The 15,625-nt window shown below is 49.3% G+C and carries 13 protein-coding genes; 9 read left to right on the top strand and 4 right to left on the bottom strand.

The window, feature by feature from the left end; translation table 11 throughout:
• Window positions 1-217: 217 nt before the first annotated feature.
• A complete protein-coding gene (locus tag M2108_RS00065) occupies window positions 218-955 on the top strand; it encodes a hypothetical protein (RefSeq protein ID WP_277471568.1) in 738 nt (245 codons plus the stop codon).
• 136 nt (window positions 956-1,091) lie between these two features.
• A complete protein-coding gene (locus M2108_RS00060) occupies window positions 1,092-2,258 on the top strand; it encodes a DUF4317 domain-containing protein (RefSeq protein ID WP_277471567.1) in 1,167 nt (388 codons plus the stop codon).
• 228 nt (window positions 2,259-2,486) lie between these two features.
• On the opposite strand, the gene M2108_RS00055 is transcribed toward M2108_RS00060, so the two are convergent.
• Together M2108_RS00055 and M2108_RS00050 are read right to left on the bottom strand one after the other, a co-directional pair.
• Window positions 2,487-2,576 carry a putative holin-like toxin gene (locus M2108_RS00055; RefSeq protein WP_221800447.1) on the bottom strand — a complete coding sequence of 30 codons (90 nt, stop codon included), beginning with the start codon at window positions 2,574-2,576 and terminating at the stop codon, window positions 2,487-2,489.
• Window positions 2,577-2,652: 76 nt separating this feature from the next.
• On the bottom strand, window positions 2,653-3,594 hold the full coding sequence (locus M2108_RS00050; RefSeq protein ID WP_277471566.1) for an AraC family transcriptional regulator: 942 nt from the start codon (window positions 3,592-3,594) through the stop codon (window positions 2,653-2,655).
• 309 nt (window positions 3,595-3,903) lie between these two features.
• On the opposite strand from M2108_RS00050, the gene M2108_RS00045 reads away from it, so the two are divergent.
• From M2108_RS00045 to yaaA, 3 genes are all read left to right on the top strand, one after another.
• On the top strand, window positions 3,904-4,923 hold the full coding sequence (locus M2108_RS00045) for a glycoside hydrolase family 88/105 protein (protein WP_277471565.1): 1,020 nt from the start codon (window positions 3,904-3,906) through the stop codon (window positions 4,921-4,923).
• 12 nt (window positions 4,924-4,935) lie between these two features.
• Complete coding sequence (gene gnpA, locus M2108_RS00040) at window positions 4,936-7,095, top strand: 1,3-beta-galactosyl-N-acetylhexosamine phosphorylase (protein WP_277471564.1); 2,160 nt, start codon at window positions 4,936-4,938, stop codon at window positions 7,093-7,095.
• A 162-nt stretch (window positions 7,096-7,257) separates the two neighbouring features.
• Window positions 7,258-8,025, top strand: a complete 768-nt coding sequence (gene yaaA / locus M2108_RS00035; protein WP_277471563.1) for a peroxide stress protein YaaA — start codon at window positions 7,258-7,260, stop codon at window positions 8,023-8,025.
• A gap of 38 nt (window positions 8,026-8,063) precedes the next feature.
• Here the strand turns inward: yaaA and M2108_RS00030 are convergent, their stop codons facing one another.
• Window positions 8,064-10,031, bottom strand: a complete 1,968-nt coding sequence (locus M2108_RS00030; protein WP_277547442.1) for a flagellin N-terminal helical domain-containing protein — start codon at window positions 10,029-10,031, stop codon at window positions 8,064-8,066.
• Window positions 10,032-10,139: 108 nt separating this feature from the next.
• Between M2108_RS00030 and M2108_RS00025 the strand changes: the two genes are divergently transcribed.
• The 3 genes from M2108_RS00025 to M2108_RS00015 all read left to right on the top strand — a co-directional run bounded on the left by M2108_RS00025 (window position 10,140) and on the right by M2108_RS00015 (window position 14,505).
• Complete coding sequence (locus tag M2108_RS00025; protein WP_277471562.1) at window positions 10,140-11,408, top strand: helix-turn-helix domain-containing protein; 1,269 nt, start codon at window positions 10,140-10,142, stop codon at window positions 11,406-11,408.
• A 53-nt stretch (window positions 11,409-11,461) separates the two neighbouring features.
• Window positions 11,462-12,628, top strand: coding sequence for a GyrI-like domain-containing protein (locus M2108_RS00020; RefSeq protein WP_277471561.1), 1,167 nt, complete (start codon window positions 11,462-11,464; stop codon window positions 12,626-12,628).
• Window positions 12,629-13,137: 509 nt separating this feature from the next.
• The gene (locus tag M2108_RS00015; RefSeq protein WP_277471560.1) at window positions 13,138-14,505 is read left to right on the top strand and encodes a hypothetical protein; all 1,368 of its coding nucleotides are present in this window, start codon (window positions 13,138-13,140) and stop codon (window positions 14,503-14,505) included.
• A 29-nt stretch (window positions 14,506-14,534) separates the two neighbouring features.
• Here the strand turns inward: M2108_RS00015 and M2108_RS00010 are convergent, their stop codons facing one another.
• Window positions 14,535-14,948 carry a VOC family protein gene (locus M2108_RS00010; RefSeq protein ID WP_277471559.1) on the bottom strand — a complete coding sequence of 138 codons (414 nt, stop codon included), beginning with the start codon at window positions 14,946-14,948 and terminating at the stop codon, window positions 14,535-14,537.
• Window positions 14,949-15,159: 211 nt separating this feature from the next.
• On the opposite strand from M2108_RS00010, the gene M2108_RS00005 reads away from it, so the two are divergent.
• Window positions 15,160-15,372 carry a hypothetical protein gene (locus tag M2108_RS00005; protein WP_277471558.1) on the top strand — a complete coding sequence of 71 codons (213 nt, stop codon included), beginning with the start codon at window positions 15,160-15,162 and terminating at the stop codon, window positions 15,370-15,372.
• Window positions 15,373-15,625 lie beyond the last annotated feature (253 nt).

The raw sequence follows: 15,625 nt of genomic DNA, 5'->3' as shown, positions 1-15,625 counted from the left end.
TTATTTTGGGGCAGGATGTAGGGTTATCAATGAACCAATCCATACTCCGCCCAAATCGCAAAGCTCACGCATAGAGAACCCTCCGCTTCAATAATAGTCAATACGAGCCATTGCATAATTTTGTCACATCTGTAAGGCTACTATAGCAATAATCGGGGCTATTGCCAAAAGGATTGGGTAAATAGTTAACAGAGCCACGGAAAGGAGGCTTTACCAGATGAAGAAAAACGCTAAAATTCTGTTCTTTGTCTTTTTATTTGCCGTTGTTATGATCATCTTGTTCGGCTGGGTCCTGCCTGTGGTGTTCCAATACTATCTCCACAATACATACATAAGAGGAATTACACAGCTGCTGATTTTTAGTATTGTGGTGCTTGCCAAACGGTTTACCTGGAAAAACAATCTCGTTTATGTCATCGCTGTATTTACACTGTTCAGCATGATGATCGACACGGCCGGCAATCCTGTTTTTAACAAACCGCTGGAGTGGATGGTTTCGCCTGTCGGTGAGCTGCAGGTCATGCAGGACATCAATAATTATGCGCCCGGCGAATATGTCATTACGGATAATATTACGATTCTGAAGCAGAGTGGTGAGGTGCTGGAGCTCAGTACGGTCTGGCTGTATCTGTACCGGTTCATGCAGTATATGGTCCTGTACTTGCTAGTCGGGACGCTGCTTGGCGCCATTTCCCGTATGAGGCCGCAGCGGGGGATGATGTTAACTCAGAGCGCAGGAGATCAGCCGCTGACAGCAGAACAGGAGCAGCGGGCCGCCGCTGAAATGAAGCGCAGAGGGGAAGCAGGAAATACACCGTATCTTCCTCCCAATGAGATTCTCGACACAGTGCGCCAGATGAAGAAGGACGGGAAGCTCATTCCGGCAATCAAGCTCGTCCGCCAGCATAGCAGTCTGTCACTGGGCGAGGCGAAGCAGTATGTGGAGCGGCTATAGGATGGAATGAAAGGTAAAGAATACCTGTGGCGATAGGCTGCGGGTGTTTTTTTTCGCGGCAAGGACTTAGAAAATTCCGTTCCCATCCTTTATACTGAATAAAGCACATTTTATCTAAGGAGCCTTCGAACCCATTATGAATAAAAAAGAAGTAGCGCACATCCGCAAGCAGTTTAAGCTGGACCATGATTTGCTAAGCCTGTACGATATTCTGAACGTATATGTTATGAAGGAGACCAACGAGATTTATCACTGGGAGCGTCTGCCGTTCGGCCTCGTGGACCGGGAGAAGCAGGAGCTGTACATGGGCAATTTCAAAAAACTGCTGACCGGCGAACTGGACCATAAGCTGTTTGAGCTGAAGTTTCAGGAGGAGGCGGAGGAGCCGGCCAAGGTCATGCTGCACCAGGGGCTGATCACAGGTGATCCGGAAGAGTGGCAGGACCTCATGCTGATGCTGGTGGACCGGATGCTGGCAGATACCAAGTATGAAAAAGATACCGTAATCACCTTCGTTCGCGGACAATACCACCGGCCGACCAAAGCCAGAAATGAAGAAAGCGAAGAGAGCGAGAAGAACGAGACATTTGCCCACCAGTTCATTCTGTGCAGCGTGAATTCCACAGAGCAGCAGCGTAAAAACCTCATGTTCGACTATGTCGAACGGGAGTTCAAGTATAATGTCATCGTCGATCCGATTGTGAAGCTGAGCTCGCCGGAGCAGGGGTTCTTTTATCCGAGTGTGACGGACAATTATTCGGACGTGAACCGTGTTCTGTACTGTACGGGCAAATCAAATTATCCGGACCCGCGGTTCATTGAGCAGGTGCTGAACGCGGAGACTTCTGTAACGGCGATGGAAGAGAGAGCCTATTTCGAGGACATCGTAAAGGAGATTGCCGGCGAACATCTGGATACGACTACTATCGCCCAGGTGTACGAGCAGATCCAGCAGGTCATTGAGGACGGCCAGGGTGAGGAAGAGCCGGCTACGCTGGATTTCAAGGATGTGGAACGGGTCCTGAAGGTAAGCGGCGTAGAGGATGTTACGGCGGAAAAAGTGGAGCGGGCCTTCGAAACGATCATCGACGACCGGAACTACGAGATGAAGGCCGCCAGCGTAATCCCGAAATTCACCACCAAATCGATCAAAATCGAGACTAAGGTAGCCACCATCTCCGTCAGCCCGCAGGATCTGCGGTATGTTAAGCAGGTTAACTATCAGGGGAAACGCTGCATTATGATCGAGGTGGATGAGGATGTGGTGATTGAAGGGTTTACGCTTAGTACGGAGGTATTGTAATCCAGACAGGAGTTTGGCATATCGACAGGCTGTTTTCTAAAATTTCATCCTTTCAGTTAACTGGAGTTAACATCAATCCATCTTTGTGGTATACTCGGCTTAGAAACAGCGTACAATGCAAAGAGAGCCGTGCGCGAACACGACTCTCCGTTGCAACAGCCGCTTTTAAGGGCGGAGGCTTAAAACAGGATAGGGCAGAAATAGACCGCTACCTTTGGTGAGGGCGGTCTATTTCTTTTTGAGGTAGTTCAGCAGGTCAATAATGAACATGCCGAACATGAACATCAGTGAGAGCCCCTCATTTTTTTGACTCACCAAAGAATTTTTCCGCTGTCTTCAGGATAGCAATTTCCTCCTGCATGTCAGAAATCAGTTTGTTCTACATTATCCCTCACTATACCCAGCCTGTAAACTCCAGGATCGACGCCTTCGCCGACTGCGCTTCGGATTGTGCGCTTTTGCGCCACTCTTTGGGCGAAGCGCCCATCAGCCGGGAGAAGCAGCGGTTAAAGCTGGAGATGGAATGAAAGCCGACCTGCTCGGAGATGGAGAGGATGGAATCATCAGTGCTTTTTAGCTGCTTGCAGGCTTCTTCAATGCGTGTACTGGTCAGAAAATCGAGCGGGGCGGTGCCCATGATTTCATGGAATTTTCTGCGGAAATGGGTGGTGCTCAGGTGGCACAGCTCGGCCAGGAAATCAATCGTGATCGGCGTCATGTAGTGCTTCGTAATGTACTCCAGCGCCGGAGAGATGACAAAATCCCCCTTCAGGCTCTGATCACCCTCCTGCTCAGGCAGCGGTTCATTCGCCGAATATATTCTCAGCAGTTCAATATAAAGCGATTGCAGTAAACCGTAGGCACTCTCCTGGTAATAGGGCCGCTGCTGCTTCAGCTCCTCCACGATAGAGGTAGCCAGATAATACACCTTGGGGTGCTGTTCCCTGCTCAGAACACAATTTCGGCCCTGAACCCTCCAGAGATTAGGCTCGAAGCTGCTGTAAGCGCTTTTGAAGGAATGCTGAAACAACTCCTCCGGTGAGAAAAAAAGATAGGACCACAGACTGGCGGAATCCTTCGAACTGTAGGTGGTATGGGGCAGGAAGCGCGGCAGAAAGGTGATATCCCCGGCCTTAAAAGGCACGGCTTCCCCTTTAATCTCCATGATCCCGCTGTCCGAATAGCAGATGCCGATTTCCAGATGGTTGTGAAAATGCAGATGCTCCGATTTGATGTCGGAGATTCTCCAGCGGTCCCCGCTCAGCAGCAGGACTGGAAACTGAATCGGCAGGCTGTAGTGGCGGTACTCGATGACGGGCTTCTTTTTTCTGGGCATATCCGAAAGGCCCCCGTTCCATATATTGATTATTAGTTGAAGGTACACTATGGTAGCTAGAATGATAGCAAAGTGCCGGGCGTAAGAGAATGGGAGAGAAATCCCAACTTTTTGCGAAATATTCTGGTTACAGGTTATAGATAGCCTCTTCTGATTATAAATGGTCGAAATTGCGCAGGTTTGCTATGAATATGCTTAGAATATGACTATTATACACCTTACAATAGAATTCATAAAGCGTTTACAAACTGTCGGACGGCTCTCAATCGCCATTGGGGGACCGTGTGCGAAGGAGAGGGGAATTTCAATATGCTTCAACTGGATTATGACAAGGAACTGATTTTGAGCGTTATCGACAAGGTTACCAAGAAGACACTGGCTATGGACTTAACATGGGACTGGCCTTGCGGCGTTGCTTATTACGGGGTATCCAGAGCTTACAAGGTTACTGGTAACAAAGAGTACCTCGATACGCTGATCCGCTGGGCAGATGAATATATTGAGCTGGGCCTGCCGACCTGGACGGTTAACACCTGTGCGATGGGGCACATGCTGATTACGCTCTACGAAGAGACAGGCAACCAGAAATACTGGGATATTGTAATGAGCAAGGTCGATTATCTGCAAAATAGCGCACTCCGCTTCGGGGACAACGTGCTGCAGCATACCGTATCGGCGAACAATGATTTTCCTGAGCAGGCTTGGGCGGACACGCTGTTCATGGCAGCCTTCTTCCTGCTGCGTGTCGGCAGCAAGCTGAAAGACCAGACTTTGATCAAAGATGCCCTGAACAATTACTACTGGCATATCAAATATCTGCAAAATCCAAGCACCGGCTTCTGGTATCACGGCTACAACAATGTGAAGCAGGATCATATGTCCGGATTCTACTGGGGCAGAGCGAACGCCTGGGGTGCGTATACCATGTCGCAGGTTAAACCGCTGCTGCACGACTGGTACCTGTACCCGCAGTGTATGGACATCGAGTGCTCGCTGCGCGACCAGCTGGCTGCACTGAAGCTTGTCCAGACCGAGAACGGCCTCTGGCGGACCGTGCTGAATGACGAGGGTTCCTATGAGGAAGTGTCTGCGTCTGCAGGTATTGCGGCGGCAATGGTCAACAACGGCAATCCGCTGCACACCAAGTATGTCCAAAAGGCACTTAAGGGCATTCTCGAAAACATCAGCGAAGACGGACGAGTGCTTAATGTATCCGGCGGCACTGCTGTCATGAAGGACCGTGAAGGCTACTGCAACATTCCAAAAGACTGGATCCAGGGCTGGGGCCAAGGCTTAGCGCTTGCCTTCCTGTCCGATATGATTCAATAGGAGGTAAGCAACTTGACCAAACATACCAAGGGCTCTTTTACCCTGCCGGGCGAATCCGGATATGAGAAGCTGACACTGGAGCTGGCTGAGCGCTGGGGCGCGGATGTGATCCGTGACAGTGACGGCACCAAGCTGTCTGATGAGATTATCAATGCAGGCTACGGCATCTATTCTACGATCTGTATTATCCGTGATCATAATGCATGGGCGGCGCAGAACCAGGACAAGCTGCAGCAGTGCTTCCTGATCACCAATCCGAAGGTTGCTGTACAGGATTACTTGTCCATCTATGTAATGGAGGATTTCTTCGCTGACCAGTTCAGAGTGAATGACTCCAAGGAAGCGTTTAAATACTGGCAGGTTGTTGACCGGACGACGGGTGAAGAGCTCCCGCGCGAGCAATGGAATTACGAACGTGAATCGGGAAATGTTGTGCTGACCGGCATTACGCCTTGGCATAAATACACCGTCAGCTTCATGGCTTACCGGATCTGGGAAGAAATCTCCATGTACAACCACACCACAAACAACTGGACCAAAGATCATCTGATGCAGATTGATCCGATGTACCCTGAGACTCAGGAGTATATGCTGGACTGGATGGAACAATGGTGCGTGGAGCATAAAGAGACAACGGTAGTCCGCTTTACTTCGCTCTTCTATAACTTTGCCTGGATCTGGGGCAGCAGTGAGCGTAACCGCCATCTGTTCTCCGACTGGGGTTCATATGATTTTACGGTGAGTGCACGGGCGCTTGATCTGTTTGCCAAAAAATACGGCTATTCCCTCACCGCTGAAGATTTCGTTAACGGCGGTAAATACCGTGTCAGCCATATTCCGGCCGAGCAGCGCAAGCTGGACTGGATGGCGTTTATCAATGATTTCGTCATCGGCTTCGCCAAGCAGCTCATTGATATCGTGCACAGTCACGGCAAGCTGGCTTATGTCTTCTACGATGACAGCTGGGTCGGCATGGAGCCTTACAATGACCGGTTCGAGGAGTTTGGCTTCGACGGCATGATCAAATGCGTATTCTCCGGTTATGAAGCGCGGATGTGCTCCGGTGTCAAAGTGGATACGCACGAAATCCGGCTGCATCCTTACCTGTTCCCGGTTGGACTGGGTGGCGCTCCTACCTTCATGGAGGGCGGAGACCCTACACTGGATGCCAAAAAATACTGGATCAACATCCGCCGCGCCCTGCTGCGTGAGCCGATTGACCGGATTGGACTAGGCGGCTATCTGCATCTGGTTGAGCCATACCCCGATTTCTGTGACTACATCGAGAAGATTGCCGACGAATTCAGAGAGATCAAAGAGCTGCACAGCAAAGGCAAGCCTTACCAGGTGAAAACTAGGGTAGCGGTGCTGCACAGCTGGGGCAAGCTGAGATCGTGGACGCTGTCCGGCCACTTCCACGAAACCTTTATGCATGATCTGATTCATATCAATGAAGCATTGTCCGGTTCGCCGGTGGAAGTGCAGTTCATCGACTTCGAGGACATCCGGCAGGGCGTACTGCAGAACGTTGACGTTGTGATCAATGCCGGTCTAGCCGGTTCCGCCTGGAGCGGCGGCAAGCACTGGAATGACAGCAAAGTGGTCGATATTCTGACCAAGTGGGTATATGAAGGCGGTACGTTCATCGGGGTGAATCAGCCATCTGCAGTAGAAGGCTATGATACGTATTTCAGAATGGCCCATGTGCTCGGTGTGGATGAGGACACAGGTGCCAGAGTGGTACATGGCCGGTGGGCTTTTGAAGCCAATGATGAGCTGGGCCTGCTGCCGGAAGGAGCAAGCATCGAAGCGAAGCAGGGCATCTATCTGACAGATGGTGCGGCGTCGGTTGTGCAGCAATCGGGCGGCAGAATCACGCTGTCCTCGAACGCTTTTGGCAAAGGAAAAGGGATCTACCTGCCTTCCTTCGAGTTCAACCTGGAGAATACGAGACTGCTGCTCAACCTGATCCGTTATGCGGGCGGCGAGCTGAACGACAACAAGTACATCACGGATAACCTCTACACAGAGTGCGCTTACTATCCGGAGAGCAAGATTCTCGTTGTGATCAACAACAGCTCGGAGACGCAGAAGACCTCGGTTGAGACGGAGTTCGGTGTGCAGACGCTGGAGCTTGCTCCTTACGATACTGTGATTAAGACGATCGGCTAATAGATTTGTTTGGTAAAAAAAGCTCAAGTATGCGGCGGTCTGCCGGGTGCTTGGGCTTTTTTGCTGTTGATAGATGTGTGAGGGGAGCAGGAGCCGCTTGGCTAAAAATATGATAGGATAGGAGTACATTATTACCGCCATTGGGCTAGAAAAGAGAGTAGCATGAGAATCATTATTTCACCTGCCAAAAAGATGAAGATCGACACAGATGTTTTTGCGGAGCGGCAGCTGCCGCAGTTTATCAGCGAAACAGGAACGCTGCTGGCGGCCCTGCAAAAACTGAATTATGACGAGTTAAAAAAGATCTGGAAATGTAATGACGACATCGCCGCGCAGAATGTGGAGCGGATTACCCATATGGATCTGGAGCGGAATCTGACGCCGGCGGTATTCTCCTATGAAGGACTGCAATACCAGTACATGGCACCTGGCGTGCTGCAGATGGAGGAGCTGGAGTATCTACAGGAGCACCTGCGGATACTCTCCGGATTCTACGGAATGCTGCGGCCATTCGACGGAGTTGTTCCTTACCGGCTGGAGATGCAGGCCAAGCTGGCCGGACCCGGCTTCAGCTCGCTGTACAAGTTCTGGAACCGGAAGCTGGCCGACCAGCTGTTTGCCGAAACGGACTGCATCGTGAACCTGGCCTCCAAGGAGTACAGCAAGTGCATCTCTCCGTACTTGGGCGAGAACATTCGTATGGTCACATGCGTGTTCGGGCAGGAGGCGGGCGGCAAGGTAACCGAAAAAGCCACCTTCGCCAAAATGGCCCGGGGCGAGATGGTCCGCTTCATGGCCGAACAGCAGATCAGCCGCGTGGAGGAGATCAAGGAGTATAAGGGGCTGAATTTCGCTTACTCGGAGGAGCTGTCTGATGAGGGGACTTATGTGTTTCTGCAGGGGAGCGGGGAGAGCAAGCAGACGGATTAATGAAAGGAAAGAGAGACTGTCACTGACAGCCTCTCTTTTTATTTTAAAAACTGTAATATGGCTTGAGGATTCTGGTTAGCCTGAGCCATCATAGCCTGGGATGCTTGAGATAAAATGTTCGCCCGGGTCATGCCGGACATCTCCTTGGCCATGTCAGCATCACGGATACGGGATTCGGCTGCGGTGAGATTGTCGCCTGTGCTTCCGAGATTATTCAAAGCGTGCTCCATCCGGTTCTGTAAAGAGCCATAAATCCCCCTGTAGTTCGAAACCTTGGCTATTGCGCTGTCTGCCTGCTGCAGGGATAGCTCGGGATCGGACGGCGGCAGAATACCCATCCCCGTAATTCCAAGTCCGTCTGTATCTACATCAAATAGAGGAATCGAGAACAACTGGTTTTCATTAGCACCCGACTGGATCTGAACTCTTGGCGGAATATAATCAATATCCTGAATATCGGTGGTTACCGTCTCAGCAATGGAATCGACTTGCTTGGTTGCTTCGTTAGTCACTTGGTAGACGTCTTTTTTGAAATTGAAATTATTCAGCGCAATGCCGAAGCTTAAAGCTTCTCCGTCATTCATTGTACGGCCCCAGGTAGGGGTAATTTGGACGGAGGGTGATTTACTGGAAGTCAAATACCCGCTTGCAGGTGTTGTCAGAGACTCTGGAACAGCATAAGCTCCACCGTCTAAAAAAGAGAAGTTAAAGTCGACAAGAGCATTCGAAAGAGTAAATACAGTGCCTGAGGCCGGTATTTGTGCGTTTGAGGCGGTACTGCCAACTGGAACCCCACTTGGCGACGATATGCTGTATTGGCCGTCGTACATGGGCTGAAAGCCGGTGCTGACCGTAATCTGCCTTCCGTCGATCCCCGAGAGATTACGCACATTAAACTCTACTTTAAACGAGGAGGGATCCGACGAAAAAATCTTTTCAATTTGAATCCCGTCTTTCTCGTAGACAGCTGAAATAGAGCTTGCAGTTGTGGTAGAACCGGTTAAAGTGAAACCCTCAAGCGAAGTAGAAACGCCATCAATATCTACAGAGATAAATCTGTCCTCAAGGCCTCCGAAGTCAGGGTATTGACCGGCTGATATTGAAGTAGGAATAAGCTCAGTCTGAAAAAATACACTTTTCACGGTTCCGGGAAAAGATACGGTTGCAAGCTCTTTATATCTTGGATCGCTTACCAGCAGCCTTTCGTAGGAGTTCTGGCTCGTAGCTGTTGTCTCAGTATGGGTATGGACGTTTTTGGCGTAATCGTTAAAGCCCTCCCTGCCGTCAGGAGAAGTAATGGCTGTAGTATGAGACACAAGCGTATAGTCATCATCTATGGTTGTATTGGTATGAGAAGACTTTACGTTGGCCGGCTCTTCTGCAGTTCCTGCAGGAAAAAAACTCGTGGTCCGTTCATAAGAGGTAGTGGTTGCAGGAAATGGACCTGTTGTATTCTCCTCAACCTTATGACTTGAACGGTCCTCAAGAATCTGATAATCGTCGCGTGCGAGCAGGTTTATCGTATTATAATCCGTTCTGCTGGTCAGGCTGTTTATCTCATCCTTTAATTGTTGGATTTCCTGATCGATCTTCCGTTTATCTCCATCAGTATTCGTACTGTTAGATCCTTGAATGAGTAGCTCTCTTTGTCTCTGGAGCATATCGGTGATTTCCTGTAAGCCGCCCTCTGCGGTATGTATAACCGAAATCCCGCCCTGTACATTGCTGGATGCCTGGTTCAGCCCGCGGATCTGCGCTCTCATCTTTTCGGAGATGGACAAGCCGGCCGCATCATCAGAAGCCTGGTTAATATGCATTCCGGAAGAGAGTTTTGCCGTGCTGTCCGCGACCGCCTTATTATTTTTTCGCAGAGCGTTATTTGTATTAAGGGCAGTTAAGTTGTGCGTAACGATCATAGTTATACCTCTACAATAATTATTATAAATATTTCCATACATTTTATCACAGTAATGGATTGAGCGTCTACGATAGATACTTTGTTCCACAGCAGAGTAATCCTATATGTTAATGTGTTTTCGTGCATTTTCTGCTATTCTATCTTCAAAAGAACCTTTTTGTGAGAGGGTTTCTACCCTGCCCGACGGAGGAACATAATGGACAAAGCTGCCCGTTTCAAGAAGTCCATCCTTTATATAGAAGAACATCTGCACGGCGAGATTAGCCTTGAGCTGGCGGCGCAGGCCGGATACACCTCCCTGATGCAGCTATACCGGGACTGCTACACCTATACCGGGCATTCGGTAAAGGAGTATATCCGCAAACGCCGGCTGTCGGTTGCTCTTGCGCTGATCCGAGCAGAAGAGCTGCCGCTGGCCGAGATTGCCTATGCTTGCGGCTACAGCTCCCAGCAGGCCTTATGCAAATATGTGAAATCCGCCACAGCCATGACCCCGCTGGAATACCAGAAGAATGATGCCTGCTACTACTTCCCCGCATATGACAGCCAGCCTGTAAGGCAGGTAACGGTTACTACGGACACTATCCCCAAGACTCTGCATACCGCTTTTTATTATCCTGAACCAGACGGCATTGAACACCGGGCCTTGCAAGCGCTGAGCGCTCTTTTACCGGGATATAAAGGAAGAATCTTTGGCCGGGGCGGGCAGCCGCGCAGCGGGGAGTTCTGTTATAAGCTCGCTGTAGAATATGACTATGAGTTAATGGACATTTTTGCTGACAGTGTCTTTCAGGAAGCTGCTGTGCATCCGGAGGTCACCTGTACCTTTGCCAAAACAACGGTTGCCCATAAGGAGGCTGAGATTACCCAGGCCTGGAACTATCTTTACGGGGATTGGCTGAGATTGAGTATGTTCAAGCAGGACGAGGGCGGCTATTTCGAAGAGTATATTTGCAAGGGCAGCGCAGTGAACAAGCTGGTTTTGTACCTGCCGGTAGTCAAGCGGCCGGATTATAACAGTATCCGCGTAGCGTATTGTGATGACCGGTTGTTCCTGACCGCAAGCCGCTCAGGAGAGGACGCCGAGGAACAGGCAGCTGCAGCGGTAATCTCATCCTTTTCCATGCATAATCCCGGGGCGATAAGAAAAGGCGGGGAATTCTACGTATCTCAGAATGGTCTGAACTGTACGTGTGGCGTGAGGGTGGAATCAGCTCCGGTGCTGCCGGCAGATTGCGGGCTTGAGCTTTTGCAGCTTGCCGCAGGCCATTATGCCGTATTGGAGAGCAGCTGCTGCAGTGACGGCAGGGTGTTCGGGGAATGGCTGGACAGCTGGATCAGAGAGAATGGATGGAATAGGGGGAAGGGGCCCGCTTTTACTACATATAAGATTAACGGCAGTTATGACCCGGAGAAGATTCAGATGAGGGTATGGATCAGGCTGGAAATTGTTAAAAACCGATAATACTTTAAGCCTGATTTTACATAAAGTTGAGGTATGAAAGGAGCTGGACTGCAATGAACTTAAGGAAAAAGGACCTGACGGAGCAGGCTTCGGAAGGTTACAGCCCACGGGTGAAGCCGGCAATCCTGAGAATGGTGGAGGAGATGAGTCAGATGGTGCTTCCAAATGAAGTGTTCGTAGAGCAGGTTACTGAATTATGTACGATTGTGGATCGGCCGGAGATGCAAATTGTCGGGATCGCGCTGCCGGTAACGTTCGAAAGCCGGGGATACGGGGGATTTAATGGATTCGAGCATGCCAGCTGTATTTTGAATGATTACTTTTATACGAAAAAGCTGATCGCAGAAGGCGATATGGCCCTGCTCTCCGGCATAATCAGCAGCAGACTCAAGGGCGAGGGAGAGGTTGTTACCGTGCGGACTGAGGTTAAAGGTGACGGTAACTACAAGGTGATTGTGGGCTATGAGGTGGACAGTCTGGAGGGCCTGCCTGACTATTTGCCGGAGTATACGGAGACGCTTACAGTGCCAGCTTGCCGGTATGCCAAGGTGCTGATTAATGAGGGCGGGCGGGAAGGAGAGCCGGGTTACGGGGAGCGTATGCATGCGGATGAGTATTTTGTGAATGATTTCCGCAAGGATACCAGCTATGTGTATAATCCTGCCGGCTGCGGGTTCAATACATATGAAGACACGGGGGAGATTCTTACCAAATATGAACCGGTTATGACGGCACAGACGGTAGCTGAACGCTACGCCTCCCTGCGCTATAAGGCCGTTACTCTTCCCGAGATGAAGATCGCCTGCAGCATGACTTTGCCGGACAGCGAGGAGTTTGTGATTACGAAGTATTTTGGCGTGCAGGATCAGGTGTTTGCCACGGAAGCAGCAAAATATTATCTGCATGATTACTACGGGTTTCCGGTGGACAGCGGTCAGGAGGGGCAATACAATTCCTGCTTCGGAACAAGGGTTAGCTCCTTCACGGGACTACCGGATTGCGTAGAAAAGCTTACTCTTCCGGGCGGCCTCTATCTGCACATCAGCCAGCTTGAGGTGAACGGCGATAATCCCGGTATTCCTTATGATGCGGCATTCAATCATCTGGAGGAGCTGTATCTGTCCGGGCACCCCGAGTATCAGCGCGACTGGAGCAGGAAGGTGATCGCCCGGTTCCGGCAGGCTAATGCGGCTTCGGTGTTTGTGCCGATGATGATGTGAGATTGAAGGATGAAAGATGAAAGATGAAAGATGAAGAATGAAGGATGAAAGATGAAGAATGAAAGATGAAGAATGAAAGATTAGGCCCTTCCCGGCGGGAAGGGTGTTCCTATTGTAGTTGCTCTAATTATATTAATCTGGTGTACAACTGTAATCATACGGAGAAAAGCAATCCGGAAAACAATGGGTGATCAGCTGCTGTTCGTCAGAGATGCAAAATTTATTTTGATGTAATTTTTGGAGTGGTATTTTTAGCTATCGGATTATTTCAAGTGATCCGGTTCTATGGAGCAGAGGGCGGCATAGAGCTCATGTTTCTACTAAAACGTGATCGGCTTAATAGCAAGAAGATAACTGTATCAAAAAAACGAGAAAGAGAATGTAATAACTGTGCTCAGTGATATTTTTAAATTGTGAAGAAATCTGCAGGAATGGATATTGAAAAGTACCAGGAGTATAGCTGGTATGATGGAGCTAACAGACTAAAACCTCCAGGAGTGTGAACAGCTATGGCGAACCAGCGCAAGTTAGAAGAAGTACTGCGAGATTTGTCCAAAGAAGAATTAATTGCAATTATTGCTGAGGCTGCCGGGCAGGATGAGGTATTTAAGAATACGCTTCTTTTAAAATATGGTACAGAGGATCAACCGCGCCTGCTTAAAACCTTCCAAAAGCTTATAAAAACGATCGTAAAGCAGTACACAGGCAGGGAGGGCTTCATACCTTACCGGGAAACAAGCAGCTTCGCAGCAGACCTAATGGCTTTGCTGGAGAGTAAGAGCAGTGTGAGCGATGATACAGTGAAGCTGGAAATGGCCTTATTGGTGCTGGAAGAAGGAGTGGAGGCGTTTCAGTATGCGGATGACTCGGACGGTGAGGTCGGGGCACTGGTAGATGAGGTTTTGGATCAGATTGACGGGCTTGCTGAAAGTCAGCGGACGGCGGATGAGTCCGTGCGGGAGCATTTTTTAACACGTCTGATTACAATGAGCCGAAATGCTGTATTTGACGGTTGGGATGATTATCCGGTTACTCTGCTGCGGATATGTACTGTATTTGCTGATGAGAAGAAGCGCAGAGAACAATTGCTGGCAGCTATCGGAGTGCAGCTTGCAGCCAATTCCGGTAAGGAGTACGTAGAGTATTCAAATGAGGCGTTGCAAGGAATTCAGTTTGAGCTTATTGAAAAATATAGCCCCGCAGAAGAAGCAGATAAGTTTATACAGGAGCATCTTCATCTGAAATCATTTAGAAAATTGGCCATACAGAAAAGCATGGAGGCGGGCGACTACCAGCGGGCAATCCAGTTGGCAGAGCAAGGGGAACGGCATAAAGCAAGCTATCCGGGAGACAGATCCGACTTTAAAAAGGCGAGATACGAAGCCTATAAAGCATTATCGCTGAAGGAAGAGCAGAAGCTGCTGGCTAAGGAGCTTTTGCTAGATGGGGGCTATGAATATTACGCTGAACTTGAAGCATTGTCTGATGGGAATAAGGAGGATTTTTACCGCAGCATTCTGGCAGAACTTAAAAAATCGGACACATGGTCTACCCATGCGCTCTATTTGCAGCTGATTTCGGATAAAAATGACCTTGCAGAGATGCTATCTTATGTACAAGCTAATCCAAATGCGATAGAGGAGTATGCAGCACGGTTGTCGTCAGATTATAAAGCGGAAGTGGAACAAGTATACAGTCAGTATATTTATGACACCGCCGCTGCAGCTTTCAACAGGAAGAAGTATTGGAATGTCTGTCAGATGCTTAAACGCTACGGAAAGCTGGCCGGCAAGTCCAGTCAGTCCGCCATCATTCAGCAGCTGCAGGAGCAATATTTCAACAAGCCGGCTTTTTTGGACGAGCTGTCCAAGCTTTGATGAAGGGGGCGGTAATCCGCCCTCTTTTCTTAATCCTCCGTCATCAGTCCCCAGCGGAAGCCGAACTTGTCTACAACGGAAGCCATACAGGAGCTGTATGTCGTTGTGCGCAAAGGTTGGATGATGCTCCCGCTTTCCTTTAACGTTTCGTAGGCCTGTTTTACCTGATCGTCAGTTTCAAAGATAATGGTCAGAAAAAGAGCGGTGTTCCCGGGCGCCTCCCGTCCGATTTCATCCGCCAGCATGATGCGTTGTTTGCCGATAAGAGCCTCTGCATGATATACATAGCTTTGCTGCTCAGAAGTTAAGCTGAAATTCCAGTCCTGCGGATCGGCGTCTGCATAATACAGGAGGTAATTCATTTGCAGACCAAACGCTTTTTGATATAAGCCGATTGCTTCTTCACATTGTCCGTAAAAATGCAGGGTAGGCGTAACAAGCATGGATATGCAGCTCCTTTATAATTGAAAAAGTTCAAATAGATAAGGAATGGTTCTGGACAACCCTTCAAGCTCTAGCGCTGTCAGTACCCTTAGTATGTAACCTTGCTCTGTGTACAAATCACCAGCTCCATCTGTGCTTTTTTCAATATTCTACCATATTGCTTATGTGGGGTATGATTACTATAATGAACAAAATGTGGAGGGTTCCGGTATGAGTACGTGGAGAAGGAAGGGCTTGGAGCTGTTCTATGATATTAGACATACGTTTACCGGTAAAGATGACACGATATACACCTTGATGGTCCAGCTGCAAAGTCGGGTAGAGCATGCCCATCTCAAAAAGGATACGGACGAGCAGGACAAAATTTACGGATACGTGGAGTGGTGCCGCCCGATATTTTGGGCAGGTGCAGTCGCTATTTGAATGGATGCTGGAGCGTGAGGTAGAGAAGTATGAAGAACTGGTCCAGGAGTACAATAGGGTGAATCATACGGATTTTGAGTGTTAGGGTGGCGGAGTATGGACGGTTGGCTAGAGTGTGGAATAATAAAGGGAAAAATGCCTCTGATTTCGCCCGCGTGGGTCAAGTCCATATTTGTGTGTAAATTCTCTTTAAACGAGGTTAGCCGGATATAGTTACTTTCAGCTACCTTTTTTCTTTTTTCCATGCCACGTA

Origin of the sequence: Paenibacillus sp. PastM-3 (assembly GCF_029893965.1) — a bacterium.
In the GTDB taxonomy this organism is placed as follows: Bacteria; Bacillota; Bacilli; order Paenibacillales; family Paenibacillaceae; genus Paenibacillus_AQ.
Note: the sequence above shows the minus strand (reverse complement) of the source record. Positions and strands in the feature narration are given on the sequence as shown.